This is a genomic window from Sulfobacillus thermotolerans (assembly GCF_039623705.1).
In the GTDB taxonomy this organism is placed as follows: domain Bacteria; phylum Bacillota; class Sulfobacillia; order Sulfobacillales; family Sulfobacillaceae; genus Sulfobacillus; species Sulfobacillus thermotolerans.
On record NZ_CP133983.1, the window covers coordinates 39,216 to 66,149 of the forward strand.

The 26,934-nt window shown below is 53.4% G+C and carries 21 protein-coding genes; 12 read left to right on the forward strand and 9 right to left on the reverse strand.

Features of this window, described 5'->3' with window-relative positions; translation table 11 throughout:
• Positions 1–145: 145 nt before the first annotated feature.
• A complete protein-coding gene (locus tag ORD20_RS00185; protein WP_430626387.1) occupies positions 146–685 on the reverse strand; it encodes an MFS transporter in 540 nt (179 codons plus the stop codon).
• A 54-nt stretch (positions 686–739) separates the two neighbouring features.
• On the opposite strand from ORD20_RS00185, the gene trxA reads away from it, so the two are divergent.
• The gene (trxA, locus tag ORD20_RS00190; protein ID WP_103374281.1) at positions 740–1,066 is read left to right on the forward strand and encodes a thioredoxin; all 327 of its coding nucleotides are present in this window, start codon (positions 740–742) and stop codon (positions 1,064–1,066) included.
• A 55-nt stretch (positions 1,067–1,121) separates the two neighbouring features.
• Here the strand turns inward: trxA and ORD20_RS00195 are convergent, their stop codons facing one another.
• The gene (locus ORD20_RS00195) at positions 1,122–2,792 is read right to left on the reverse strand and encodes an AAA family ATPase (RefSeq protein WP_103374280.1); all 1,671 of its coding nucleotides are present in this window, start codon (positions 2,790–2,792) and stop codon (positions 1,122–1,124) included.
• Positions 2,793–3,343: 551 nt separating this feature from the next.
• Between ORD20_RS00195 and ORD20_RS00200 the strand changes: the two genes are divergently transcribed.
• From ORD20_RS00200 to ORD20_RS00220, 5 genes are all read left to right on the forward strand, one after another.
• Entirely contained in the window at positions 3,344–3,808 is a 465-nt protein-coding gene (locus ORD20_RS00200; protein ID WP_242968258.1) for a hypothetical protein, read from the forward strand.
• A gap of 575 nt (positions 3,809–4,383) precedes the next feature.
• On the forward strand, positions 4,384–5,676 hold the full coding sequence (locus tag ORD20_RS00205; protein ID WP_103374285.1) for an RtcB family protein: 1,293 nt from the start codon (positions 4,384–4,386) through the stop codon (positions 5,674–5,676).
• A gap of 592 nt (positions 5,677–6,268) precedes the next feature.
• A complete protein-coding gene (gene recD2 / locus ORD20_RS00210; RefSeq protein ID WP_103374279.1) occupies positions 6,269–8,458 on the forward strand; it encodes an SF1B family DNA helicase RecD2 in 2,190 nt (729 codons plus the stop codon).
• A 191-nt stretch (positions 8,459–8,649) separates the two neighbouring features.
• The gene (locus ORD20_RS00215; RefSeq protein WP_242968256.1) at positions 8,650–9,003 is read left to right on the forward strand and encodes a hypothetical protein; all 354 of its coding nucleotides are present in this window, start codon (positions 8,650–8,652) and stop codon (positions 9,001–9,003) included.
• Positions 9,004–9,058: 55 nt separating this feature from the next.
• Positions 9,059–9,736, forward strand: a complete 678-nt coding sequence (locus ORD20_RS00220) for a formylmethanofuran dehydrogenase subunit E family protein (RefSeq protein ID WP_430626388.1) — start codon at positions 9,059–9,061, stop codon at positions 9,734–9,736.
• 1,623 nt (positions 9,737–11,359) lie between these two features.
• Here the strand turns inward: ORD20_RS00220 and ORD20_RS00225 are convergent.
• Both ORD20_RS00225 and ORD20_RS00230 read right to left on the reverse strand, forming a co-directional pair.
• Complete coding sequence (locus ORD20_RS00225; RefSeq protein ID WP_103374275.1) at positions 11,360–12,913, reverse strand: AMP-binding protein; 1,554 nt, start codon at positions 12,911–12,913, stop codon at positions 11,360–11,362.
• Between the two features lie 537 nt (positions 12,914–13,450).
• The gene (locus ORD20_RS00230) at positions 13,451–13,849 is read right to left on the reverse strand and encodes a hypothetical protein (protein WP_430626389.1); all 399 of its coding nucleotides are present in this window, start codon (positions 13,847–13,849) and stop codon (positions 13,451–13,453) included.
• A 315-nt stretch (positions 13,850–14,164) separates the two neighbouring features.
• Here ORD20_RS00230 and ORD20_RS00235 point away from each other — a divergent pair, with 315 nt between their 5' ends.
• From ORD20_RS00235 to ORD20_RS00245, 3 genes are all read left to right on the forward strand, one after another.
• Positions 14,165–14,500, forward strand: a complete 336-nt coding sequence (locus ORD20_RS00235; protein ID WP_158246142.1) for a hypothetical protein — start codon at positions 14,165–14,167, stop codon at positions 14,498–14,500.
• Positions 14,501–14,508: 8 nt separating this feature from the next.
• Positions 14,509–16,182: a glycosyltransferase gene (locus ORD20_RS00240; RefSeq protein WP_158246141.1), complete on the forward strand. Its 1,674-nt coding sequence runs from the start codon at positions 14,509–14,511 to the stop codon at positions 16,180–16,182.
• 252 nt (positions 16,183–16,434) lie between these two features.
• Positions 16,435–16,857, forward strand: coding sequence for a hypothetical protein (locus ORD20_RS00245; protein WP_103374272.1), 423 nt, complete (start codon positions 16,435–16,437; stop codon positions 16,855–16,857).
• Between the two features lie 238 nt (positions 16,858–17,095).
• Here ORD20_RS00245 and ORD20_RS00250 read toward each other — a convergent pair whose 3' ends face one another.
• The 5 genes from ORD20_RS00250 to ORD20_RS00270 all read right to left on the reverse strand — a co-directional run bounded on the left by ORD20_RS00250 (position 17,096) and on the right by ORD20_RS00270 (position 23,047).
• On the reverse strand, positions 17,096–19,048 hold the full coding sequence (locus ORD20_RS00250; RefSeq protein WP_146038960.1) for a hypothetical protein: 1,953 nt from the start codon (positions 19,046–19,048) through the stop codon (positions 17,096–17,098).
• 389 nt (positions 19,049–19,437) lie between these two features.
• A complete protein-coding gene (locus ORD20_RS00255) occupies positions 19,438–20,730 on the reverse strand; it encodes a glycoside hydrolase family 15 protein (protein ID WP_430626390.1) in 1,293 nt (430 codons plus the stop codon).
• Positions 20,731–20,801: 71 nt separating this feature from the next.
• Positions 20,802–21,116, reverse strand: coding sequence for an ABC transporter permease subunit (locus ORD20_RS00260; protein ID WP_430626391.1), 315 nt, complete (start codon positions 21,114–21,116; stop codon positions 20,802–20,804).
• Between the two features lie 10 nt (positions 21,117–21,126).
• Positions 21,127–21,786: a carbohydrate ABC transporter permease gene (locus tag ORD20_RS00265; RefSeq protein ID WP_430626392.1), complete on the reverse strand. Its 660-nt coding sequence runs from the start codon at positions 21,784–21,786 to the stop codon at positions 21,127–21,129.
• Positions 21,776–23,047, reverse strand: a complete 1,272-nt coding sequence (locus ORD20_RS00270) for an ABC transporter substrate-binding protein (protein ID WP_242968260.1) — start codon at positions 23,045–23,047, stop codon at positions 21,776–21,778. Before ORD20_RS00270 ends, ORD20_RS00265 begins: the two co-directional genes overlap by 11 nt.
• Positions 23,048–23,277: 230 nt before the next feature.
• Between ORD20_RS00270 and ORD20_RS00275 the strand changes: the two genes are divergently transcribed.
• From ORD20_RS00275 to ORD20_RS00285, 3 genes are all read left to right on the forward strand, one after another.
• A complete protein-coding gene (locus ORD20_RS00275; RefSeq protein WP_430626393.1) occupies positions 23,278–24,468 on the forward strand; it encodes a LacI family DNA-binding transcriptional regulator in 1,191 nt (396 codons plus the stop codon).
• A complete protein-coding gene (locus ORD20_RS00280) occupies positions 24,378–26,315 on the forward strand; it encodes a glycogen debranching N-terminal domain-containing protein (RefSeq protein WP_430626738.1) in 1,938 nt (645 codons plus the stop codon). Before ORD20_RS00275 ends, ORD20_RS00280 begins: the two co-directional genes overlap by 91 nt.
• A gap of 384 nt (positions 26,316–26,699) precedes the next feature.
• Complete coding sequence (locus ORD20_RS00285) at positions 26,700–26,909, forward strand: hypothetical protein (protein ID WP_103374265.1); 210 nt, start codon at positions 26,700–26,702, stop codon at positions 26,907–26,909.
• The last annotated feature ends 25 nt before the right edge of the window (positions 26,910–26,934 follow it).

Below are 26,934 nucleotides of genomic sequence, written 5' to 3' on the forward strand. Positions count from 1 at the left end.
GTGGAGTGCCCGCCCGTGGACGACCGGCCAATGGCCCTAAGAAGCGGTGGCATGATGACACAGGAAGGTGGCTCCGTTTGATCCATTGACTAACGATGATCAGACTTGGATAAGTCCATCAGAACGGTATATGCCCCATAAATCATCAAACCGAGCAGTGGAAAGGCGATAATGCGACCGTGCAGCGTAATGAATAAGATGAGAGCAACCAGCCTACGGAACCCCACACTTGCAGAGGCTTGCGGCCCCAGCGGTCGATGGGCCCAATAGCCAAGGCTTTGCCTGGCAGCGAAAACACGGCAAACATGACCAAACCAAACGTGCCGGTGGTCAGCCCAATACCTTTAGCGAGCAGCGAGGGGCCAAACAAGTTCCCCGCATAGCCTACGATGTCAAAAAGAAACCACAGCACCGAAGCGATGATGAATTCACGGGCATGCGTCGCGAAGTAATAGCCAAAACCTTTTTGGTCCCGCAACATGGACTCTTCCCATGCGGTGTGGTTGTGGGTGGATTGATCAACGCTAGCAATGACAGATTCGGCAGCGGCATTGTCGCCCGCGATTCGGACGAGATAGCGGGCTGTTACGGGAACGCGCCGACGCAGGTACTTCACGGACAGAGAGGGCAAAGCCCCGGTGCCTAACGCAATGCGCCAAACAAGAGGGTGCGGAACACCGGCCATATAGATGAGTGAGGCTAAAATGGCGCCTAATCCCGGAAAGGTGGAGTCGCTTACATGAGTAATGCCGTGATTACGGCCACTGAGCAGAGCTTCGATGCGTTAACAGCCAATGCCACTAAGCCGTTAGTGGTAGATTTTTGGGCGCCATGGTGCCAACCGTGTTTACGCGTAAGTCCTGTGCTTGATGCATTAGCGGAAGAGCGTCCGGATGCGGTACAGGTGGCTAAAGTCAATGTGGATGAGAATCCCGGGCTGGCTCGCCGGTTCAATGTGCAAGGCATTCCCACCATTTTACGATTTGATGGTGGTAAAGAGACCAGACGTGTGGTCGGAGCGTTGCCGAAGGCGACGTTACTGGCGCAACTGGGATTGAATGCGTAAACCTCTGCTTAGAACCACCGAGCCGACTAGGACACAGACGGCTCGGTTTTTCAATTCACTCCCAAATTTCATCACCGGGCCAAGGCTGATTTCCACTCCAATGTGACCAGTGTTCTTGCATCAAAGCCCAAGCACGCGCGAGCTCATCCGCGGTCCATTTGCCTCCTTGCACAACCTGTTCAGCAGTTTGCTCGTAATTTTCGTGAAGGTTCCACAAAGCGCGCTGCTGGGCGCTCAAAACGTTGTCAAAGAACGTTTGCCAGGTAGGGTGTAGCCAGGTATCAACCGATGAGGGAATCCATAAGGTGCGGCGGGCACGGGTCATGGCAAGATACAACAATTGTACCTCGTAGGCCGCGCGCGGAGCGCTTAACGCATGCTGACGCGTTTGACGCCGCGTTTTGTATGCGAGGCTCAATTGTGGCAGCGGAATAAAGTCGTCCAGGATTTGTACCATGTCCCACTCGCGCCCGCGAGCATTTTCCGCCGTGGTTAGAACGACGGTCGTCGGTTCGATGGTGTCGACAATCTGATTTTGGACTTGCTGCATGATAACGGGCAGGCGCCTGCCGTGTTTCTTAATAAGGGAAGCTAAGGTTATGGCCTCCGAATTTTTGGCTACAGTCATTTTTTGCAGCCATTCATGATAGTTGGTCCAGCGTTCGCCATGCCATGTCCAACTAAATCCACGTTCCCGGGCCCATAGCCGGTAAGCGCTGTTGACGTCTTGCCATAAGCCGCTGGCATCCCAATAGAAATAGAGAAACGTACTGTGATACGCCATGCTGATATCAATCATTTTCTCGAGGAGGCTCATATTATAGCGGGCAATCAGCGTTAAAGGCCGCCTTCCCACTATGCTATCTTGGACTTTGACTTCACAAGCGCCTAGACCTTTGAGCGTGGGGCGATTTGTGCGCCAGTTCATAATACGTGTGGCGCGTTCGGCAGCGCCATCCGCCAAGCGGAAGGAAGCGTCCAGAGTAAAGACGTGGTCCACGGGGAGGTCAAGCAGAAGGTTTGGCTCTGTAGGGTCTTTAGATTCGATACCCGTCGGGTCTGCTGCTAAGATTTCGCGCGCCGTTTGCATGGCCAGCCACTGCTTAAAGATAACCCCCGCATTTTCCGCTTCGTCCACAATAATGAAGGGGATATCATGTACGGGATGCTGACGTACAAAGCGTTTGAGCAACATCTCGGAAAGATACGGCAAGGCTTGAGTTTCACAGGCGTCCCATAGAGCTTGTCCATCGGAGATGAGCGCGGTTAAGCGCTCATGGACGCTTGGGCCATCGAAGGCATGGGCTTTGGTTTGAGCCCACGTACTCCACGGCTCGTCCCCCGGGACGAGACAGTACTCCCGAATCCATTGCTGGACATCGTCGGCATATAAGGTGCCGAATTGGTCAATCTGTGGGGCAATCACTTGACGGAGTTGCGGCAAGCTCCAGGAAGACACCTCGTCGGAGCCAGGAAAACTGTCATGGGCGAGGTCTGCAAAGGTTTTGACTGCAATGGGGGCTGGCAGGTGGTCTTGAACCAACGCTTTGGTTTGGTGGGTGGAGACCAGAAAGAGGACGGGAGCTGCGCGTCCCAAACGCCTGGCGAATTCTTCGAGCACGGTGGTTTTACCGGTCCCAGCTGGAGCAATGAGCGCAATGCGCTGCCAGTTGGTGTGCTCAAGCACGTTAAGAAACGCTTCTTGATCGGCTGTCCATGTCATCATGGTGCCTGGAGCTTCTGCGCTTGTGTACTGGTTGTCGCTTGTCGTTGAGACCACTCCCCTTTTCTAATCCGTGTGCGTCGTGTTCACGCCTTAGCCGTGTCCGGTTACCCAGACGTGTGTATGTGGTGCGGTTTTCTACAAATGGCGCGAGGCATAAGGACGGGTGCAAAGGGTTCGTTTGTGTCGGGCGGAAAACGCTGTAAAAAATGAAAAGCCCACCATTCTATGGTCCCATTATACCTTATTATGCATGGAGCCATGGATAATCTCTATTCAAGACGCGCTGGTGGTAGGTTTGCGTGTGACCGTTTGGTATTATCTTAATAAGTTGAACGCATTACTCGTCATTGATGGATATAGGTGCTTCTAAGACGTCCGATGCCCATAAACCGTAAGGCCTTTCAGCCGTAGAGTGGGGGACCATTAGACCTTCGACCTAGCGACCGATGTCTGGAGATCTCAGGCCTTGTGACCCACTTCACAAAGTTGGCATGATAGTATGCTTGTTTTGTAATCATTATGGTTTTGCCAAAAGAAAGGATGTGGCTGTGATGACGAATCCCATGAAGAATCCTGCCAAAGAGCCTGCGACCCACATTATTTCGCCACAACATCCAGGACTCGACTGGCTGCGGTTATCGATGGTATTTTTCGCGCTGGTGGACGTTGCCGCGCACTTGTTTGCCAGCCCTGGCTCTACCCCTATTGTCTCGTACTGGATTGATATTGAAACGGCAACTTACGGGTTGATTGCAGTGGTGTATCTACTTGGGCTGCGCCGGTACTATCTATTGCCGATTCTCTTTACGGCGTACAACATGACCATGTACTTTGTCTCAGGATTGGTGGCATTGCCGTTTGGCATTAACAAGGCGCCCTTAGTTGGCCATCTTCAATTCGCGCAGTATTCGTTTGGTCGGGGTTTTTCTCTCATCGCGTGGCTATACCTCTTAATAATGGGCATTGTCATGTTAAAGAAGGATCCCGGGTCGAAAATTAATGATTTGCTCGACTAAGAATTCTTGCGCAAGGTGTCCTAGGCCTTAGAGAGGACCGCTCTAAGACCTTTTTTCTTTATAGGGCGTGCTGGACCTAATATGGATTACGAGCCATGCTGTGTCGTCGTGCATTGAGGTTTTCCACTTGCATCATATCAGCGGCATACTGGCGTGGGCGACCGCGGCAAGTCTCAGATATGTAGCGTCATTTGCTGTAGCATTCGGGCCCCTAGACGCGCCGATTACACAGGAGCCGTGCCCGTCCGCGTCTGTAGAAGGCGGTTTTAATGTTGTTGCCCAACAAAAGTCACATGAAGGCCTGCGAGCCGTGTACTAAACTGTGCGCAGCAGGCCTCTATAAGAGATAGGCGAGGCCATAGAAAAGCCCCTTATGAATCAATCATCCGCTGCCGTTTGCTCATCGCATGATAGCCCGTTGTGGTCTATGGAAGTTTCCCGTTGACGTGACATCCCAGACCCATGCGTCTGCCTTACTTCCATCTGCCGCATAGTTCGGCCTTCAACTTATTTCTGGTGATTGGTTTTCTAAGCGCACTAACCTACGAATGGCCAACCACGGTGTTGTGTCGTCTATGGTAGACTGGAAACCGGAACGCAAGGAGGAGCACTTCGACCACGGGTGGCTAGTGACCAGAAAGGGACAGGTGGAAGCCTTGGACCACGTGCGCATGTGGACCATTGACGGATTGCCGATCGAGGAAAAAGCCCAACAGCAAATTGTCACGATGGCCCAGTTGCCAATTTTAGCCGGGCCTATAGCGATTATGCCCGATGTGCATTGGGGAAAGGGAGCCACCGTTGGCAGTGTGGTACCGACGCGAGGCGCTATTATTCCAGCTGCAGTGGGCGTGGACATTGGTTGTGGGATGGCTGCTATCCGGACTAACATTACGGTTGACCAATTGCCGGATACTCTGGCTTCGATGCGTTCTGCCATTGAAGCGGCCATCCCTGTCGGGTTTGCTTCGCATAAAAATGACCGTGTGTTAGACGACGTCTTGTCTCTGGATACCCATCAGACCTTTGAACAGCGTCTTCGGACTTTACGGGAACGGTATCATGGCTTGTTGCTTTCGCAAAAATTTTCCAAGAAAGTCCAATACGAGACACAAGGCGTCTTGTGGAAACAAATTGGCACATTGGGCGGCGGTAATCACTTTATCGAAGTGCAAATGGATCAAGAGGGAACGGTGTGGCTGATGCTGCATTCGGGATCTCGCCACGTCGGTAAAGTATTAGCGGAAGTGGCAATCCAGTTGGCGCGTCAAGAATCCGAAGGACGCGGCGATACGTTACCCGACCCAGACCTTGCCTGGCTGGTTGCTGGATCAGAGTCATTTGCACAGTACATTACGGCGTTGGCATGGGCTCAAGATTACGCCCGGACGAATCGGGATATGATGTTGAGTTTGTTGTGGAACGCGGTGGCGCCTTTTCTTCCGCAGCACGCAGAGGTCGTGCAGAGCATCAATTGTCACCACAATTATGTTGAAGAAATGACGATTGATGGATCGGTAGCTTATGTGACGCGCAAAGGTGCCGTATCGGCGAGACGTGGCGAATGGGGAATTATTCCTGGGAGTATGGGCACTCACAGTTACATTGTGCGCGGCAAGGGCAATCCTGATTCTTACTTTTCGTGCTCGCACGGCGCAGGCCGCCAGATGTCGCGAGGCGAAGCCAAGCGCCGCTTTACGACAGCCGATCTCGAAAGTCAAACAGCAGGGGTAGAGAGTCGTAAAGATGCCGCTATTGTTGATGAAATTCCGGCAGCGTATAAAGATATTGATGCCGTGATGGCCGCCCAACATGATCTCGTAGAGCCTGTTTATCAGCTGAAACAGCTCTTATGTGTTAAAGGCTAAAGACCTAGGGGCAAAAAACAGGAGCCAAATGGAATAGCGGTTTGAAACAGGGAGATCCTAGACCACGGCGAGATCCACGGATGGATGAAGGTTTGAGGGTAGATGTCCTTAAGAACATTCGTACTGACAACAACACACATGCGGTTGGGGTCCCCGTTGTAATGGCCTGAAGGGATGGTCGTGCGCAAGTATAACGGTGCATGTTAGAAACCCCGTGACACAACCAGCCTTTGATCCTCTTCAGGCTAGCACCGTAATTCTTTCTCCTTATTTTTCAGCGTAAAAACCGTTGAAGCTATCGAAAAACATATTGCGAAAGCATGGCGGGCTGGACATTACAAGGTACGAGCTTTGCTAGCAATGACCTCACAGTCCCTTTTGTGTCATATCCTTTGGAAGAACGAGTGGGTGGCTGTGTGTGTTACTGACCATTATGAACTCAAAGTCATAGGTCGCCTATTTGCTTGTTGGCGATAATAATTCGTGTCAGCATAACCTCAAAATGGTCGGACTCTCGACTTCATGAATAATACATAAGGTGCGTTGGGGTGTCAACGTCTTCTCGTATGAGAAAGGGATAAAGGAGGATGCGATGGAGTCGCAGGTTGCTGCGGAAGATACGCTGGAAGGCACAATTGAACGTGTGACGTATCATAGCCCCGAGACGGGATTTTGCGTCTTGCAGGTCAAAATTCCAGAACTGAAGGACTTGGTGCCCGTAACCGGACAAGCATCGGCGGTCACGCCGGGAGAAAGCGTGATGGCGAGAGGTTACTGGGTGGTCGACCGCGAATACGGACGTCAGTTTCGTGCGCGTCTTCTCCACATTATTCCCCCGCAAACCGTTTTAGGGATCCAAAAATATTTAGCCTCAGGCATGGTCAAAGGCATTGGCGCGGTGTATGCACAAAGGCTGGTTGAGGCATTCGGCACGCAAGTGTTTACGGTCATCGAACAAACGCCCGATCGGCTACGAGAGGTTCCGGGAATTGGTCCAAAGCGCGTAGCAAGGATTTGCCAGGCGTGGTCAGATCAAAAAGTTATTCGCCAGATTATGGTGTTCTTGCATGGGCACGGCGTGTCGACGGCTCAGGCGGTGAGAATTTTTAAAACTTATGGAGATGACGCAATAGCCACGGTCCAAGAAAATCCATACCGCCTGGCCCGAGATATCCGAGGAATCGGATTTAAAAGCGCCGACCGCATTGCAGAACACTTAGGTATTGCGAAAACGGCAGCGATTCGGGTGCAAGCGGGAGTCAGTTTTGCCTTGTTGGAAGCTACGCAAGAGGGGCACTGTGGCTTGCCTACCGAGGACTTGATGACGCAAGCCGCGACGCTGCTCGATGTACCTCCGGACTTGGTGGAGGAAGCCATTGCGCATGAAACGTCAAGGGGAACGGTGGTCATTGCCCCCACTCAAGGTCGGCAGGTGGTGTTTTTAGCCTCTTTAGCCTATGCGGAGCGCGCCATTGCCCAGCGTTTGCACACTCTCAGTCACGGGTCTCCGCCGTGGGCTGGCATTGACGCAGAGAAAGCTACCTGGTGGGCAGAGGAACGCTTAGGGATTGCATTGGCAGAGAGTCAAAAAGAAGCGGTGCGTCAAGCCCTATCAACCAAGGTCTTGGTGATTACCGGAGGACCCGGGGTGGGCAAAACCACCTTGGTCAATGCCATTTTAACCATCTTACGCGCGAAAGGCGTTCAACCCCTTTTGTGCGCTCCGACCGGGCGCGCTGCCAAACGTTTGAGCGAAACCACAGGAATTGCGGCGCAGACCATTCACCGGCTCTTGCAGTTTAATCCCCATGAAGGCCGCTTTACCCGCAATGAAGAAACGCCGCTGGAGGGCGATGTCATTGTCGTCGATGAGTGTTCGATGATTGATGTGACCCTGATGCATCATTTATTGAAAGCGATTCCCCAAGACGCTAGCGTGTTGCTGGTGGGAGACGTGGACCAAATTCCCTCGGTAGGGCCTGGCCAAGTCTTTCGTGACATCTTGACCTCTCAGGCTGTGCCTGCGGTCCGGCTTCACGAAGTGTTTCGACAAGCAGCGTCGAGCCGCATTGTCATGAATGCGCACCGCATTAATCAGGGGCAAATGCCTTTAGGCCATGCCTCCCCCGAACTGTTGCAAGATTTCTATGTCGTACCCGCACACGAACCGGCTGAGGTAGCAGAGAAAATTGTGCGCTTGGTGGCAGAACGCATTCCCGCGCAATTTCATCTCGACCCTATTAGAGATGTGCAAGTGCTTTGTCCCATGAACCGTGGGGATACGGGTGCACGTCAGCTTAATATGCTTTTGCAACAGCGTCTTAATCCCCCCACCGAGCAAAGTGTGATGCGCTTTGGATGGCGCTACGGGGTAGGCGATAAGGTCATGCAGCTGGTCAACAATTATGAGCGCGAAGTCTTTAACGGGGATATCGGGTGGATTAGTGCCATGCATCTCGAAGATCAGACCATGACAATTCGGATTGATGACCGTGATGTGCTTTATGGGTTTGATGATCTCGATGAAATCGTGCCAGCCTATGCCATCACGATTCACAAGGCCCAAGGCTCGGAATACCCAGCGGTCGTGATTCCTATCACCACCCAGCACTATCTGATGCTGCGTCGCAACTTGCTGTATACGGCCGTGACTCGCGGCAAAAAGCTCGTGGTGATTGTGGGACAACCCAAAGCCATCGCCATGGCTATCCACGCCAAGCCGTCGGACCGGCGGTGGTCAAAACTGCATGATTGGCTCGTCGAGCAAACGAAAGAGATCTGAGAAATAACGAGAGGGCTGACGGTGAGACTGGGCAAACGCTGGCAATTTGGCTGTCCAGCACTTGTTCACTCACGCTCCCCTAAAAAGCGCTTAAAAGGGGCCGTTTACCGCACATGACAGATAACCAAATAGCTATATAAAACTGATATGGAAACATGAATCACACATTCCAGTGAAAGAAGATGAGCTCGGTGGCAGGAAAAATTGCGATTGTTATTGTATCAGGGTGGGATCAAAAGGCGAAAGTGATGTCGGGTCTTCATGTGGCCAAACGGATTCATGAAGCCAAGGACGCCAACGGAATTGATGCCGTGGAAGTCTTCTTGTTTACCGGTGGCGTCAAACTTCTCGAGAATGCGGAAGAAGAGGTCGTGGCTATGCTGGTTGAATTGCGGGAGCAAGGGATTTTGATGGGGGCCTGTTCGAACCAGGCCGAGGCATGGCAGGTCGAGAACACGGCACAAGAATTTGGCGTGCAGTTAGAATTTGCCCGTGATGCGTTTTCGCGTTACGCACGGGAAGGGTTCACGGTCATGACATTTTAGATCCTAGTGCGGCTCTATTAGGATAGTGGGTAATGATATCGAAGCCAGATGATTTGTGGTACTGCCACTAGCAGCTCAACAAACGGAGTTGCCCACCTTTTGGGTGCGTGATACCGTGTCAAGTCACGGGCGCTATGCAGACCGGGCCAAGAAGATTACAGGGATCGATTTGGTGCGCTTTCATGGCCATGCTTGTGATGGGCTCTTTCGGGGCATGTATGCCTTATCAGTGGCCTTTCCTGCTTTGTTTCCTGATGGCGTGATTGACCGCACCGATATGCGGGTGATGTCACGGAACAGTCCTTGCTTGGGCGATGTGGCGGCTTATCTGACGGGCGGCCGAATTCGGTTTGGAACCCAAGATGTCGATAATTCGTTAGGCGTTTGGTTTTTGCTGCAACGCATGAGTACAGGGCAAACGGTGAAGGTGCACGAAGAGCCAGGGTTCTTCCCGACCGAGATTGGGCAAGGAGAAGCACAATTGGCGCATTTGAACGGGGACGATTTAAGTCGCGCTGTCACGGCGTTGCAAGACCGACAGAACCAATGGGTGGAGCACGTCTTGTTGCCATCATCGCCATCAGATCATTATTTTGTGGAGCCCCTTGATTTTACCGGGCCAGACGTTCCGTTTGAGCATATCGGCGTGAGGACGGATATTTTGTACAAAAACGTGCCGGAACACGCAGCCTTAGCACGGGGATATAAGGCTTTGACCGCCATTGCTGCATAGCCTTAAAGCCATTGGCATAGATAAAATACCGCGTGCCGTGAAGGTCGTAACTGGCTTCGCTTGGCGCATCGGACCCAATGCTAAAGGTCGCCCGTCCGTGCGTACCGGGCAACTTGGCTCCAACTAACGACTTTGCGATGGACTTGGCGGATCCGGTGATGATGCTAGCAGATACCCCGGTGCCTAGAAAATTCATGGTCCATCCATCTTCATGCCAGGTAATGAGCGTGGGTATTAGTTCTGTGCCGGTATATTGAATCCCGGTGATGCCTGGTGCGAGCGGAATGCTGAGGCCTTGGGTGTGGGGAGGCGCCGGATAAAGCGGCATATCGTCTTGGCGGGCGTGAAAGGGTAGGTACCAGGGCATGGCGGTGATGGTTCCCAAAAGCTCGGCATTCCCTATCTCAATTTTAGGGGAATTAGCAGGTAATGCAGGGCCTGCGCCAATGGTGATTGAATAGCCCTGGTTTTTTTCGGAATACTTCACGTCTAAATCGCCATGATAAGAGCCTTGGAGAAGGTGGGAGGGCAGGTAAACCGGGACATCAGCGGTCTGCGCTAGACGTTTGCCAACCGTGTTGCGAACAGCCGCATAATTGGACAAGGCAGATGGCAACGCGGATAGGGGGATAGGGGTGGCACGGGCGTTGAGTCCGGCGGCTTCTGGAATGACGCGGGCCAGGTTTAGCCATGGGCTCATGCCGGGGAGATCTTTTTCGGGATAGACGGCCACAACACGGAAATTATGAGATGGCCAGTGGTTGACTTCTGTGGGCACCTTGAAGTGCCGGGGTTTTAGAAACAACACGCGCTCGGGGTAGGCGGAACTTGGCCACGGTACCGCAAATAACTGGCCGGCGGGCACTGTGAAGACTGACGAGGGATCTGTGCTGGCACTGATAGTGCGGGGAAGGACAGAAGATGAAGCCGGCTTGAGCCAATAGATGCTCGAGGTCATTTGATTCCATAAGGTGCCGGTTCCCGTGCCTAATTGGATCCCTGGATTTGTGAGGACCGCCACGGCTTGGAACCGCGAAGAAGGCCAATGATGGAGCGTGGTGGGAATATGGAAGGCTTTTGGCAAAAGAAAAATGGTGCCACCCGGATTTACATCATAGGCGTTGCTGGGACCTAGGATATAGAGGATATGCTGCTTGGCCCACGATTCAATTTGGGTCGGGGGCGCGTTCTGCACGGTGATGGTTGTTGTAGGCGAAGGGGTCACTGCCGGCGAGGCAGACGCTGTGCTTTGGGAAGATGGCGTTATCCCTGTGCTGGCCGGTGTTGTAGAAGCGCTAGAATGGGGGGGATGATAGGGCGCTGCGGTGTGCTGCAGTCCACAACCGCTTAACGTGAGTAGGATCGGTAGCGCGGGGAATAGACCCCAGGATGTTTTGTATGGCAAGGTGCTGGCCCCCCTGTACGGTGGTTTATTAATCAACATAACGTAAATGACCGCGAAAAAGTCACGGGCCTCTGGCCGTCCAACAGAAGGGGAAGGAATAGCCTAAACCTTGGTCGGGACATGGCATGGCGCCTGATAGCAGGGAAAGCCCAGTCGCTTTGCGCGTTGAAGACGTGTGGGCCTTGGGGAGGCTCCGTTTACGGATCCTCCCTTATTGATTAGACCGCGGGATATTCGGGCAATTGGTCAAGCTTGGCCAGTAAATCGGCTTTGTTAATCTTACCGGCGCTGGTTAGGGGCATGGTGGTAATATAGAAAATTCGTTCGGGAACCCATATCGGCGCGATACGCCCAGCCAGGGCTTGGTCGTGCAAATACGCGGTGACCATTTCGGGGTCTATGGCCTGCCGCGTTTGTACAACGGCTACGGGCTTGTCGCCCCACTGCGGGCTCATGACGGGTAAGACGGCGACTTGGTCAATGCCTTCGATTTCCGAAATAATGGTTTCCAAGTAGTGAGTTGGGATCCATTGGTTCTCCCATTTCACCGCCTCGGTGAGGCGGTCGATGACGGCAATTGTGCCATCAGGGAAAGGGGTCCCTAAATCTCCGGAAACAAAGTAGCCCTCGCGGTAATGTGAGAGCGTTGCTGCCTGATTATGCCAATACCCAGATGGTAGCCAGGGGCTTTTTACCCACAGTTCTCCCGTGCTTTTCCCGTCATGAGGGACATCGTGGCCAGCTTCATCACAGACGCGGATCTCGACCATCGGGAGGGGCAAAAGTCGGGTGGCGAGCACCGTGGCCTGCTCTACGGAGGACAATGCCGTATGGGGAGGTACGGCTGAGATGGCGGCTGCCAATTGATCGGCGCCGCCATAGACGACGGATAGGGCGACGTGACGTTCGTTCGCACGACGCACGAGGCCGGCTGTGATGGGCATCCCCCCTGTCAGCACTTTCAGCGGTTCCGTCGGAGGGTCTGTCAACACGTTGAGCAAGGCTTGCAGCTGGGTCGGAACCATGTTGCTCCAGGTGACACCGTGACGATAGATGAGAGCGGCTTGCTCTTGGGGGGATATTTTCCCTGCGAGCACCACAGAGGCGCCAACATAAGGAGCAATGAAGGGGATGCCCCACCCATGCATGTGAAAGAACGGAATCAGCGGTAAGATGACCTCATTCATTCCAAGACGTGCAGGGGTATCATGGAGCGCCAAATGATGCACCATTTGCCACGATGATAGTAGGACATCGCGGTGGCGGTAAAGAGTCGCTTTGGGACGTCCCGTCGTTCCGGTAGTAAAACACAGGGAATAGGGGTCATTTTCATGGATAGGGGTCATGAGGGGCTTGTTGTCAGCGTGCCGATGCGCTTCAATGTCTTCGGGCTTTATCAGAGGATGAGGCACCATGTGCCGCAAAGAATGGCCCAAGGACATAAAATCTGGTCCCACAATCAGCCATTCATCATGAGCCAGTCGTACAGTGTATTCTAAGTCGTTTAATGAGAGGCGGAAATTGAGAGGATGAATCACGGCTTTAAGCATGGCCAGGGCATAGTGCAACTCAAGATGACGCAAGGAATTGACGTCTAACACGCCGACAACGTCGCCAGGGCGTATGCCGATTTGGTCTAAGGCCCCTGCCAAGTGTATCACGCGTTCTAAAAGGTCCGGGTAAGGCGTGAATTGATTGTCCGCCCAAACGCCTTGAGCCGGATATTTGTCGCTCGCTTCACGAAGCACTTGAGGGATGGTGAATTGGTCCATGACGCACCTCTTTCCTCATTGACGAGAATGGCCGATACGGGTTGTGTCTTTTGTGGGTCTGCAAAATAGAGACAGAAAGAGGCGAGTAAACACCGTACGCCCGGCTTTCGGCTTCAAGGGCATTCTCCTTTTTGTGTGAAGACTACAAAACATTTCCTGTGCCTGAACGGCAACGACGGTGTTAATGCTGTGCCATGATGTATGACAAGAAGTCGAGGGTGTAGAAGTTCTGATTTGGGATAGTGCAAGGCAAAAGACTATCCAAACATGCTGTTACTCTTATTATAAACGACCCCCAAGAGAACTAAGCAATGACAGAACTTTGGCTCTTTTGCCCAAAAGCGCCGCGCCCGGCAGGGTTTTTTGTTGGTCGTTTTCCCAGATGACGGAAGAAGCTCCCAACATGTGGGAGCTTCTTCCGTCATGAGGATAGCCGTTAGAATGAGGGTTTAAAGTCAGATCCCAACGTAATAATCATATCGACATGGGGCACGTCGTGATAAGGACTGTCGGATAACGTGGTGGTGCCTTGAGGGCCTAACACGCTAGCGATGGATTTCGCAAAGGGGTCGTCTCCCGTGAAATTGACGATCGTATTTTGCGTGTGGTTATGATCATCATGGCATCGGTGCGGTCACGCACATGCGGATTGGTCACATCTTTTCCATTAATAATGCTAAGTGCATTGCCGAGCATCAAAATCGTCACGCGTTGTTGGCCTAAGGCATAGCCTTTGTTCAAGGCGCTCACGCGTGCTGTATTAAGGGCTCGAGAGGGATCAAACAGCCACCACAAGGCACCGGCTAAGACCGCGATGATAACGAGAAGCAAGGCCATAAGGCGTCGTCTGCGTCCGGGCCGCACGCGCCATTTGGCGCGTTTATTCGAGGCTTTAGCCGCACGCGTGGGCGTGGGTTGATTCACATGGTGGGACATCGAAACCTCCGCATTCATGCCTTGGGCATGTTCATTAGACTTATGAGTGATTGTATCATAGGGACGATAAGTCCTTCTTAAGAATTTCCTAAGGGTTGCACAACGAGGAGCCATCGATTTGGGAAAAGTCCTGCACCGCGTACCGAATTCGGTTCCATGACAATAGTTGGGAGGGCTGCATTTTATCGATTTGCTTTAATTTTGGCCCTTACCGCGGACATTGTGGATTTGTGCTGGGCAAATATAAGTTCATGAAAAAATAAATCGCGAGAACCATAGAGCATTCAGTAGGAAATTGTTATCCTCTATAAGGATATGAACTATCATAATATCGACTTCTTATGGCCTTTATGGTGGCTGGGTTTATGGGTACTCGTGCTTCTGATAGGTGGTCTTCTCACTCGCGGTGACGAGGACCTTGGGCGGCGGTTTGGGATTGTAGCGGCTGTCATGACGAGTACAGCCTATTTCCTGTTTCGGATGACGACGCTGGATGGAGCCACGTTATGGGACGGTGTGGCCTCTGTGCTGCTATGGATAGCGGAACTGCTTGGCCTCTTTCAATTGGTCATTTTTTATCTCCAGTCGTGGCACTTACTAGATCGTGGCTTCCGGATCCGGAGCCCAAGGCCTTACTCTGGCCTACGGTAGATATTTTGGTGCCGACCTACAACGAGGACCTCTCGATCTTGCGCCGCACACTGACGGGCTGTATCCTTCAAGATTACCCGCCTGACCGCCTGCACATCTATGTCTGTGATGACGGAGCGCGTCCTGCTGTTGAGCACTTAGCTGAGGTTATGGGGGTGCGCTATTTATCACGCAAGACCCGCACCGATGCCAAGGCCGGCAATTTAAACGCGGCGTTGGCGCAGACGACTAGCGAGTTCGTCGTGATTTTCGATGCGGATATGGTCCCAAAGCCCAAGGCGGTCAAAACTTTGGTAAAACCCGTGTTACAAAATACCCCATGTGCGTTTTCGCAAGCACCCCAAGCCTTCTTTAATCATGATCCGTTTCAGCATAATTTAGGATTATATGAGGCGCTACCTAATGAGCAGGACTTTTTCATGCGCTCCTTGCAGGCTGCACGGGCCCAGGTCAATGCGTTGCTTTTTGTAGGCAGTAATGCCGCCTTTAGGCGCCAAGCCCTCGAAGCGATCGGCGGCTTTCCAACCGGGACGATTACCGAAGATGCGGCGACGAGTGTGTTACTCGAGAGTCAGGGATGGCGAGGATGTTTTGTTCCCCAAGTTGTGGCACAAGGCTTAGCTGCTGAGTCGTATCAAGAATTCCTGCATCAACGCGCCCGGTGGTGCCGCGGGAATATTCAAGTGTTCAAACAGTGGAATCCGTTAACGTTGCCAGGACTCAGCCTGATGCAGCGGATGATTTATCTCTCAGGCACTTTGTATTGGTATTTTGGGATGCAAAAAATGATTTATCTCTTAGCGCCTCTCCTTTATTTAGATTTCGATGTCCGCAGTTTGGTGGCGCCCACTTTGTGGATTGTCGGTCTGTGGCTTCCGGCGTTTTTGAGTCAATGGATGACCTTTCGGCGCATTACACGGGGGTCTCGCACACTATGGTGGAGCCACGTTTATGAGGTCGTGCAGGCTCCGGTGATGGCGGCGGCCGCATTTTGTGAAACGGTCGGGTGCAAAACTCAAACCTTTCGGGTCACCGAGAAAAACCTAACATCGGACCGTCCTCAAGTGGCATGGCAGTCCATGGCCGTTTTTGTGGTCATTTTGGCGATGACCGCCCTGGGCGCTATCCGCCGTTGGCATCAAATGCAAATGGGGGCAGGACCGGTGGGTTTTCTGGTGCTGGCCGCTTTTTGGGCCCTGTACAATGCGGCTGCGATTCTCACAGGCGTGGCCGTCAGTGTCGATTGGCCGCGTTGGCGCCGAACTGAGCGATTTCGCGTGAACTACACGACCTACGGCGTATACCGTCATCGGGTGGTGCCGGTGCGGGTCGTGGATTTGAGTGAAGGAGGATGTGCGGTGACCGTGTCTGGGGATAGTTCGTGGAGCGTGAACGACTCATTTCAAATCTTTTTAAATGGTGTGGATGTGACCGGGCACATTGTGCAGCGGGCCGATAATCAAGGAGACTCGGTACTCTTGCATGTGCGCTGGGAGGCCCTGGACGATCTGGCGTATCAGGCGGTCTTTCGGCTGACTTACGCGCAAACTACGGGTTTTTCCCTCCAGTCAGATCCCAAAATTACGTCGGTGTTCCACGGATTGCGTCACCGCTGGCATGGGACAACAAGACGTCCACGTTATCAGCAACAATCAGGCCAGTCGCCGTCAATGTTTGGATAAAGACGGGGCGATGCCTTACGAAATTTCCGCTGATTTTAGGCGTGGTGCTGAGATTTGGTTGGCCTCAATAACGTGTAAGCGCGTTGGTATTCCAAAAGATTGAGATCATGATACACTAAGTCAGCGAACACGTTTGGACGCGGTGTCAACCATTTTGTGGTCTGTTTAAAAACTTTGAGATGGTATCACAACCCATTAACGATTGTTGTGAGCTCCAAGAGCTTACACAAAATAAGGTAGGTAGAAAATACTATGGACCGAATTGATATTAGCAATGAGCGGATAGGACAAATTGCAAAAAGCGAGGTTCTCGCCAAAGGACTCACCTATGCGAAGGAGAGTCGGGTGTTTAATGTCACGGTGCGGCGTGGCCATTTAATGGGGGAAGTGGAAGGACTGGGGCGGGAACCGTACCAGGTGCACGTGACCTTGGCGCCTCATCATGACGCGTGGGTGCCGGAGACGGTAGCGTGTTCCTGTTCGGACCCAGGTGTGTGGTGTGCCCATGTGGTGGCCGTTGTGGTGATTGCTCGGGATTTTCCTGATCAGGTCTTGCAACGCCAACCGTTGACGTCCCTGATTCGGCTGCTGTCTTTAGAGGAAGCGCAAGATGTCTTAATCCGCTTAGCGGCTATTCCATCAGTCCGCGAACAAATAGAGCGCATCCTGCGTTAACTCCATGCCCTAGACGTGGTGTTTTTGTTAGGCCCGGATTCATGAAGCGTCTATCAGGCCAGAGGGGCTAAACGTATCAAGCAAAATGGGTGCCACTTGGTCATTCACCTTCTTATGATAGACGAACTCGAGCAGGAGCCCCGGTCGCTAATAGGACTGAGGCGGTCCCTATTGCTGTGGCACAGTGAGTTGCGCAAGGGGACTTCACAGATGTCTTGAACGAGGGTCCCCGTTGTCTTTAGAATGTTTTTTGCACAACCTCTGTGACGTGTTCGAGGGCGGAGCGTAAGTGCCGATAAAAGCTAGCACGGCTGAATGCAAAGCGTTTCATGGCCGAGATGGGATCAGTGTGGCGCTCGACATAGACCCAGTGCAAGACCTGGGCATCCTGTGCCGTTAAAGGGGCAATAAATGGCGGCTCTAATAAGTCTTTCAGGCCCCGGCGCCAAATGGGTCCAGCGTCTGCGGAAAATACACTGTCATCCGCGAGATGAAAGGAATGGTCATGAAGGTGCTCATAGGCCGCTTTGACCTCAGCACTGGTAATGTCTGTCCGACGTATTAAGGCACTGTGGGACAAGCGTGCTAACACCGGGACAATCCAACGCGCAAACGGCAGTTGTCTGAGGTCTAGCTCATAAAGTATGGCGTCACCACTGTGAAAAGTTGTTGCATGATAACCAAACGTTTGTAGAAATTGCTGCAGTGCTGGGACTTGGGCCATGACCAAATTGCGGTTTCCTGCCATCAACCCAAAGGCATCGCGAATGACGATGCCCATGAGTTCATCACGGGGATAATCGTGTTGCGTGGGGTCTACGCCTGCTGTGAGATGATAGGTAGTATTAGACTGCCCCAGATTCTCTTGGGATAGGTGTAAAGCATCTAGTAATGCGTCCGTAAACGCCGGATGATAGGCGCGCATCAGATCGGCCGTTGCCGGAGTGAGCCAAATGGACATCATATAGGCGACAGGACGCCCGGTATCTTGCCGGCGCAAGATACGCAAGAGCTCTGGGAAACGGGTCATGACCTCGTAGAGAAAGCCCTGGGCGTCTTCTGCGCTTACGGGAAGGCTTTCACGCTGCCATAACCTGCTGACGTTAAGCAACCACTCGGTGTCCTCGCGCCGGAAGGGCGTGGGTTCGAATTGATCCAAGAGGGCCCTTAGATTCGCGTACGGCGTGGTGATACCAAAGACGTCGCGGAACAACCAGAAAAATTGCTGGGACATAAAGGTTCCGCTTGTGGGCGTGCCAACGCGGCAATCGTGGACAAACCGGCGAAAGATTTTGTCGCGGAGCTGAGTAAAGTGCTCGGGGCGCTTCGTCCGCAGATGCTCATACCAATAATGCCGGACCAAGTCATGCAGGGTCAAGCCTTGCGGCGTGCGCCGCACAAAGGCCAGCTGGCTTAAGGATTGGTATTCCGCAAGGCTCACGGGACGGTGCAATATCTCTTGGATAAAATTCCATGGAGCCACCAGTGTTAGGGCTAAGATATCGATGGCGTCGCGCGACGGCGAATGCTCGTCTAGGTCGTTCCATAACGCAGGAAGCCCCGTAGTGTCCGGTATGCTGGGCGTCTCGAGCGACAAGGCCAGCGCCAGAGGTAGTCCTCGCGTCTGTTCGTATAAGGTTTCGGCCGGTATTTCCTGTGTTGGCGTTCGTGACACGTTCGCTTGCCATTGACGGATCTCGGCTAACGTAAAGGGTTTGAGCGGCAGATCAATAGCACGTCGTTGCCAGCCTGGGTCTAGACGCCACCGGGAAAGAATGCTTTGGCGGGAGGCCAAGACGACAAGCAGATTGTGCGACGGCCAAGAGGGCAGGAGCACTTCTCGCAACCACGCATCGAGTCCGTAAATTTCGTCATAGTTGTCGATGGCGAGCACAGCGTGTTGTGCGGTCAGTTGTGAAGCCAGGGTGGTACTGTGAAAAACGGAAGGTAAGGCCGATAAAAAGGATTGGGCCGTATTGTCCACGGTCCGCGCGTCGAGCCACGCGGTCAATGCGCCCGCGTCACGAGCGATTTGAAAAAACCGCAGCAACAACGTTGATTTGCCGATGCCGCCAATCCCGTGGAGTCCAATGACGAACGTCGGCGCGAGTTTTTGTGCTAACCAATCTCTTAACGCTTGGCATTCTTCTTCCCGCCCAATAAACAGGCGTTCGGATGGCCACAGAACCACCTCATCCCCCAGATTCATACCGCGGTAGGAACCCAAGAGACCGCTATGGCAAGAGAATCTCCTAGCATTCCCCATCCCCCTTCATAGAGGCACCGTGATAATGTCTCACGAGGCCTCTGAGATCTCTCAATATAGAATCGCCCACGCGACGCATCCCAGATGAATTGGCGTATCCGTACGGCCCATGCAAGCGCCGCTAGATCCATGGCGGTGCCTACGGGTTTATGGGATTGATCATCATTTGAATTTCACTTCGTAAGGGTATGATAGCAATTTGTATAGAGTATAGCATGGATATTGTTTTCGGGGCGGCTCACTGTGGCGCGGTAAATGCCACAGGCCCCCGACGTATGTTATGCGGAGGCCTGCAGCGATCTTCGAGGATAGAGCTAGCCCATAAGTTTTGTTGCGGTCAATAAGGCATATTCGGGTAACGGTCGCCCTTGGGCGAGAAACTTTTGCTCCATCAGCGTGGTCACCAACGCACTATGGGAGAAGAGCTGGGGAAAATTTCCCCGTACGGTTCCCGTTTGTTCATCAGCATGCTCGCCGTACAAGCCTAAGGGCGTGGCTTGTGCCAAGTGCCGCTCAATCACGTGCTGGGCCTCCTCGTGCCGTCCTTGCCGCAATAGCACGCGGGCATACCAAAACCCAACCAACAAAAATGGAAAGCGCGCCTTGCCTAAGTCATCGGCACGGTATCGGTAGACGAGCCCATTGTCAACGAGTGTGCTCTCAATGATTTTTAATGTATTGATAAAGTACGGGTTATGCACGGACACGAAGCCATAAAGGGGCAAGGTGAGAAGCGCCGCGTCGGGAATGCCGCCTGTGGAACGCGGTAAGAACGAGGTACGCTTGGCCTCTACGACGTTTCCGGTTAACAGCAAGGATTCGCCGCTATAGGCGCTGTCGCGAACCCATACGTAGCGGTAGTCCCACTGTCGGGACTCGCCGGGAGCTTCCGGTAAAGAGGTCGTGGCTGCCGCTACCGGGGCGCCGGTGGGACGAAACGTCAAGCCTTTAATGATTAGCAAGCTGCGTCTAATAGGCTCTTCGGTATCTTGCGCCGCCGTGGGCAGCGCCCAAAAGGCAGAAGATTTGGCCCAAATGCGGTCTGCATCGGTTGGAACTGGGGCCGAGAGCCAACGCCAGTCGGGTTTGGCTTCCATCAATACCCGGAAGACCACCGTAAGGCGTCCGGGGCCACATCGCCATTGGTCCATGCGGCTCATCAGCTCGGCCGGACCTTGGATAATGAGGGCGGCTTGGCCAGGCCCTACAGGATTAATGAAGCGCATGCCGTGGGGCAGTGGCACAAAAGAGGGCCTGACGACGCCATAATCAAAGCTGGGTCGGCACGTCAAGACCAGCGGAACGGTACTATTCGCGGTCAGCCACAGCGCATTGCGTCCCACTTCTAGACCCGTAGTTATGGTGGCGAAGCCACCGGGACACTCGAAATGCGTTTCCAGAAACAGCCCTTCGGGACGGTAGCGCTGCGTGACGGTGGTATACCCTTCGGGCTCCAGACTCAGATAGCCCCCAGCGTGATGATCGAGCAGGCGGCTAAAGATGGTGGGTCCATCAAATCTTGGAACCGGCCACCAGTCTACGGCCCCCGTGGGACCGGCGAGGGCCGTAGTAAGACCATTGGCCAACAGGGCGTAAAAGGGTTTCATGGTAAGACGAAAACCTGCCTTTCTGTGTGGGCATGACGATGGATTCGATGAGGGGGTAATGGGCGCGGCGTCTAACCCTTCACACTGCCCGCGGTGAGCCCCGATTCAATCCGCTTTTGCAAGAACAAAACAATCAAGGCAATGGGCAGAGATGCAATCACGACGCCTGCATAAATTTGCCCATAATGCACGTAATAGGCGTTGCGGAAATTGACGAGGGCTAGCGGAACGGTATCCATATTAGGCGTCTGAATGAACGAGAGCGCAAAGAGAAAGTCATTCCACGAGAGAAGAAAGCCTAAAATGGCAGCCGTAAAGATGCCAGGCATGGCAATCGGTGCAAATACGCGGGTGATGGTTTGGGTGATAGTAGCGCCGTCCACCATGGCCGCTTCTTCAATGTCTGCCGGGATTTGGCTGAAAAATTCTCTCTTGCGGAATGGTTTGCAAGCCGGCCAGCAGCAATAGCGCAATGAAAGGTGTGTTCTTCCACATATCGCTCAGAATAATGGGGACCCAAGCTAATGTTGGCGAGTTGAACCACACGAGTTGAGAACCGGGCAGGTGCAAAGCTTTGAGGGCGAAGTCGACAAAGCCTGAGCGGATATCAAAGAACATTTTCCAAAGCAGGGCAGATACCGCGGTTGGGATGGCCCAGGGGATAAGAATCGATGCGCGGACCAAGCCACGCGCCTTAAACTGCCGGTGGACAATGAGAGCCAAAATGAGGCCCGCGACAAATTCCAGCGTCACCGAAACTACCATAAAAATCCCCGTCCGACCTAAGTCCCCCCAGAAATTAGGGTCAGTGACCATCTGTTTATAGTTGGCTAACCCGGTAAAGTGGCCCGTGCCCGGCTCCGTCAGCACATCAAACCGGGTCGACAACACCAAATTGTATACAAGAGGATAGATGGCAATGGCGGCTAAGGCCGCCACTGCCGGTAAGACCAAAAGATACCCAACCCGCGAACGGGCAGCCATATAGGAACGGCGCCGCTTTGGCTGGGGAGAGCCTGTGCCTAGTGCCGGGGCTAGTTGCGTCTTAGCTGCCATGGCCGCTCACAATCGCTTCCACAGCCTTTTGGGCTTGATTGAGCGCCTGGGTGGGAGTTTCTTGGCCGGAATAGGTGGCCGATAGGGCTTCTTGAATCTGGGCCGAGATTTGGGGATACAAAGGGGTGACGGGACGTGGGGTCGCGTCGGCATAGACCACCTCTTCTTGTTTGAACCACGGGGCTTTGGCCAATAAGCTCGGGGTGTAAGCATCGGTCCGGGCAGGAGGATCGCCTGAAATGAGCGCACGCGCTGTCATCGTTTTAGCGGAGGTGAGATATTTCACCAGTTCCCAGGCCTGTTTGGGATACTTGGTATTTTTGTTGATGACGAGGTCATCGCCGCCTAATGAGGCTGTAGGTTGCCCTCCATCTACAGGCGTGGGGACAAAAGCCACTTCGTTTTTCACAGCAGATCCTGATGCTTCCGCTAAGGGATAGAGATAGGGCCAGTTGGTGGCAAAGACGGCATCACCCGAGAGAAAAGCTTGCTGAACATTTCCCTCTTCCCACCCGGTCACTGCGGTGGGCGACAATCCTGTCTTTATGGCGTTGTCAAGCCACGTCAAGGCCTTGATATTTTGGGGCGAATTCAAGACCGGCTTGCCTTGAGCGTTAAGAAATGACCCGCCGAAACCTCCTGAAATGTCTTGAAAGACGGTGACGGCTCCTTCATATTTATTCCCCTCAAAGGCCAGCCCAATCAATTTGGGATTTTTCTTCATAGCGGCCCGGGCATCAGCGGTGAGCTGAGCAAAAGTTTTAGGGGGAGTTTTGACGAGATCGGTGCGGTAATACAAGCCTTCCACATTAATAAACCAAGGCATGGCATAGAGTTTGCCGTGATACTCTCCTGACTTGACCATTCCTTGATAAAATTTGCTGGTATTGGGATGAAATTGGTTTAGAGGCATAATCCATTTGGCGGCCGCAAACGTGGCGGGCCAAATAACATCGGCGGTGATAACGTCGGGCGTACCCGATCCTGACGTTAAATCGGTAATAAGGGTTTGATAGGCGTCGTTCGAGGAGGCCGACAAGGTTTCAATTTGCACATGAATATGGGGATGAAGTTTTTCAAACGCGTTGACAGCGGCTTGTGTAGCTTGGGCTTCGGTTCCGAGCCCTTGGGTGGCAAAGACGATGGTGACGTTATGGGGACCGCTGGCGCCTGTGGTACTAGATCCGCAACCGGCGAGGGTGAGTAGCAAGGCTGTGCTGCTCATGACGGCCACAGTGCGGCGGCGAACCTGTCTTGGCATGTTCACGGGGCATCCTCCTATCCTTTGGTAGGCAGCGCGTTGTCAGAAGCAACGGCGGCGCCTGGTCATTCTATGACCCGAAAGGCAGTATGATGGCGAAAGAATCCTGCCAATGCGATTGTTTTCTGCGTGATTATGTATGCAATACAGAAAACTTCTAGTATTATGGCACGATATTCCATATAATTCAATCGTTTAAGTGAAACGATTAAGTGCTGAGGTGAAAATATTTGGATCACAGAAATCGCCCCGCCCGCATTAGCGATGTGGCGAAATTAGCTGGGGTGTCAACCGCAACCGTTTCCTATGTTTTGAATAACCGGGGCAGTATTTCGCCAGAAACCGCCGAGCGTGTCCGCCGTGCTGCGGAAGCGTTGCATTACCGGGCCAATGCGCAGGGACGATTTTTAGTGCGGGGCCAATCCGAGACGATTGGCGTGGTGGTTCCGCCGTCGGTGGCCAGCACGGGGACCCTGCCGACGTTCGTGATGTCGGGCCTCATCCGCGCGTGTCAACGCGCGGGGTATCACTTAATCGTATTGGCTCCCGAACCCTCGCAGCACGATCTTGTGTCGTATTTGGAGGGGGTTGCACGATCCCGCCGGGTGGATGGGATGGTGTTAATCTATGACGCCGATATGGAGGCAGCGGTGCGGTTTTTGGAAGACGAGCAGGTGCCTTGTGTCGTCTATGGCGGAGAACCGCCCTACGTTTGGTACAACGTAGACAATCGCCAGGGGGCTTGGTTGGCGACAGAGCATTTGTTAGATCTCGGGCACCGGCGGATTGTGCACTTAGCAGGACCAGGAAGCTGTCAAACGGCTCAGCAAAGACGCCGGGGCTATACCGAAGCGATGCTGGCGCGCGGATTGGCTCCTTGGATTACCGAAGGACCGATGACTCAAAGCAGCGGATATGAAAGGACGTATGAGCTGTTGACATCGCCCAGTCGGCCCTCCGCAATTTTTGCCGTCAATACGGCCGTCTCTTTAGGGGCGTGGCAATGTGCGGGGGACATTGGCATTCATGTGCCTCGCCAATTGTCGATTGTGGGTTTTGGGCGCGAAGCAGGGGCTTTTGACGCGGGCTTTTTGACCACGGTGGAGCATGACGGGATGCAAGCGGGGGAGCGCTTGGCCGAGATGCTGATTCGCCGGATTCATGGGGAAGAGGTGCTCTGCGAACGCGTACGGCCCATTCTCAAGGTCAGAGAATCGACGGGCGTGCCGGCTCTTTATCAGACGCCGCGGACTAATCCCGGGGAGCCGGTTTTAAAGGCCGGGCGGCCTTTGCGGTGCTGTCTACGGCCGGGCGCATTGAAGCATCCTCCTTGCGCCAAGGGGTCTATCTCTATGATACCCGCATGGTTTCAACCTACCAGTGGCGCATCAATGGAGAAGTGCCCGCGCCTTTGGCTATGACCGTGACAACGGATGTACTCCGCGCCCGGTATGTATTTCAACACGCGGGCATGACGCGGGTAATCGAACGAACATGGCAGCTTTACCCGGAGGGCATGGAAGACCGCTGGGCATGGCAGCATTATGGCACGCCCGAGCCGTGGCGGCTCTCCTTGGCTTTTGCGGCAGATTTTACCGATATCTTCGAACTGCGCGGATCTGATCCACGGCATGTGGGGCATAAAACGGTGGACCAAGATGCTTATCAAGCGCAGTACCGCTATGAAGGACGCGACGGCATCACCCGGCAGGTGACTATGGCATCAACACGCGCCGCCCAGAACAATGCTGCAGGCCAGTGGGAATGGATGATTGATGGGCAAGAGGTTTCTGGAGAGATTGTGCTGAAAACCACGTGGCACAATCCCGTTCCGGAAATTGACACGGGCCGAAAGCAGGGTGCGGACCCTTTTCCTCAGTTTTCTTTTGAGCGCGAACTCTGGCAACACGTTATGAGCCGGGCTGGCAGTGATATGCAGATGCTGGCGACCGATTATGGCCAGGGCCTGGTGCCCATGGCGGGCATTCCCTGGTTTGGCACATTCTTTGGCCGTGATGCGGTGATTGCGTCCTATCAAATGTTGGCGTGGAATCCCTCTTACGCGTATCACACTCTTCATACGCTCGCGGCATGGCAAGGACGCCAAGATGACCCCGAACGGGAAGAAGAGCTTGGGAAAATGGTGCATGAAGTGCGGTTCGGGGAGATGGCCCGGACTCATGACGTGCCGTTTGCGCGTTATTACGGCTCTGTGGACGTCACTCCGCTTTTTTTGATTCTCCTTGTAGAAACCTGGCGGCGTACGGGTGACGATGCGCTGATGAATACGATGAAGCCTGCGGCCCAAGCGGCGCTGGATTATTTGCTGCGGGCTCAAGACCGCAACCGTTTAGGACTTCTAAGTTTTACCCCGCGCTCCGCACAAGGTCTTGCGGTGCAGTCATGGAAAGACTCCGCGGATTCGATGGTTTTTGCGGATGGTGAGCACGCGTCCCCGCCACTCGCAGTGGCGGAGGTCCAAGGCTATGTATACCGCGCCTTTCGGGCCATGGCCGATTATTACCACGTCCAGGGACAAGATGACTGGGCACGCGACTTAGAGAAAAGAGCGAAAAAACTGCAAAGGCAATTTGATGCGCTCTTTTGGCTGCCAGATCAGCTGTTTTATGGGTTGGCGGTGGACGGGAATGGGCGGTTGCTGGATGCGGTGACCTCTGATCCCGGACAATGCCTATGGGCCGGCATAGTACCACGCACCAAGAGGCGTGCGGTGGCACAGCGCTTACTCGCTCCCGACCTATTCTCGGGATGGGGAATTCGGACCTTGGCGGCCGGGCAGAGTGCCTATGATCCCTACAGCTATCACCGCGGAAGCGTCTGGCCGCATGACACAAGTCTTATTGCTGCGGGACTGCTAAAGGCCGGAGCAGCTAAGGAATCTGAAACCCTGGCTCTGGCGCTCATGCAAGCCACTGAGCATTTTCCCTGGTACCGACTACCCGAACTGTTTGCCGGGGAACAGGGTGTGGCCCCTGTACCTTACCCTGAGGCGTGTGCACCGCAAGCATGGGCGTCCGCCGCGCCTTTTCATCTTATGCAAACACTCTTAGGCCTTGAGATTGATGCCTTGCAGCATAAAATTCATGCATGGGCCAATCCTCCACAAGCCTTAGGGCCCTTTACGATCGAAGAAATTCCTCTGTCGCTGGGTGTGACATTTACGTTGATTTCAGATGGGACACGGCTGAAAGCGCAAGACGTACCAAAGCCATGGGTCTTTCATGCTCGCACGCGCCCTGGGGCTTAATGGGGTTCTTAACTGGCCAGTTTGGGCATAGGGTGTAAAGTTGCGTATTTTACCACAATCGACAAGGGGAATGAAATATTTGCGTGCCTCAATAAAAAAGTTATTGATTGGTTGATTGATATATTGACGTATGGCATCGAGATCGTTACGCTAAGTATTAGCTGGAAAAGATACCGTAATTTGGTGTCGAATCCACTGATTTACAAATAAGTTGTTGACGCCTAACTGAAAAGAGTTGGGGATAGAGGCCACTTCCTTGCCACATAGCTGACAGAAATCTGGAAGAGCCTGTCACCCCGACGATATAAGACGAGCCTCGCGTCTAAAAAGGCAACGCATTCGGGTCAGAGCCTGAGAGTTGCAGGAGGTGAGAGGTGGTACGTTGTGGCAAATTTCTATGGACGTTCCCGAGCCTACGTATCATTCCAAGTCCGCCTTACTCCTGAGCTAAAAGAACGGCTCTTGCGCCACTCGTATGAGACCGGGCAAAGCCAGGTGGCCATCGTTAATGCGGCTTTGGAGTATTATCTCGACAACGTAGGCGGTAGTTTGCCGGGAATGAGCAAAGAACCGTCGGGAAAGCCGGAAGCTTAGAGACACTCCGGAGATCTCATTAAGG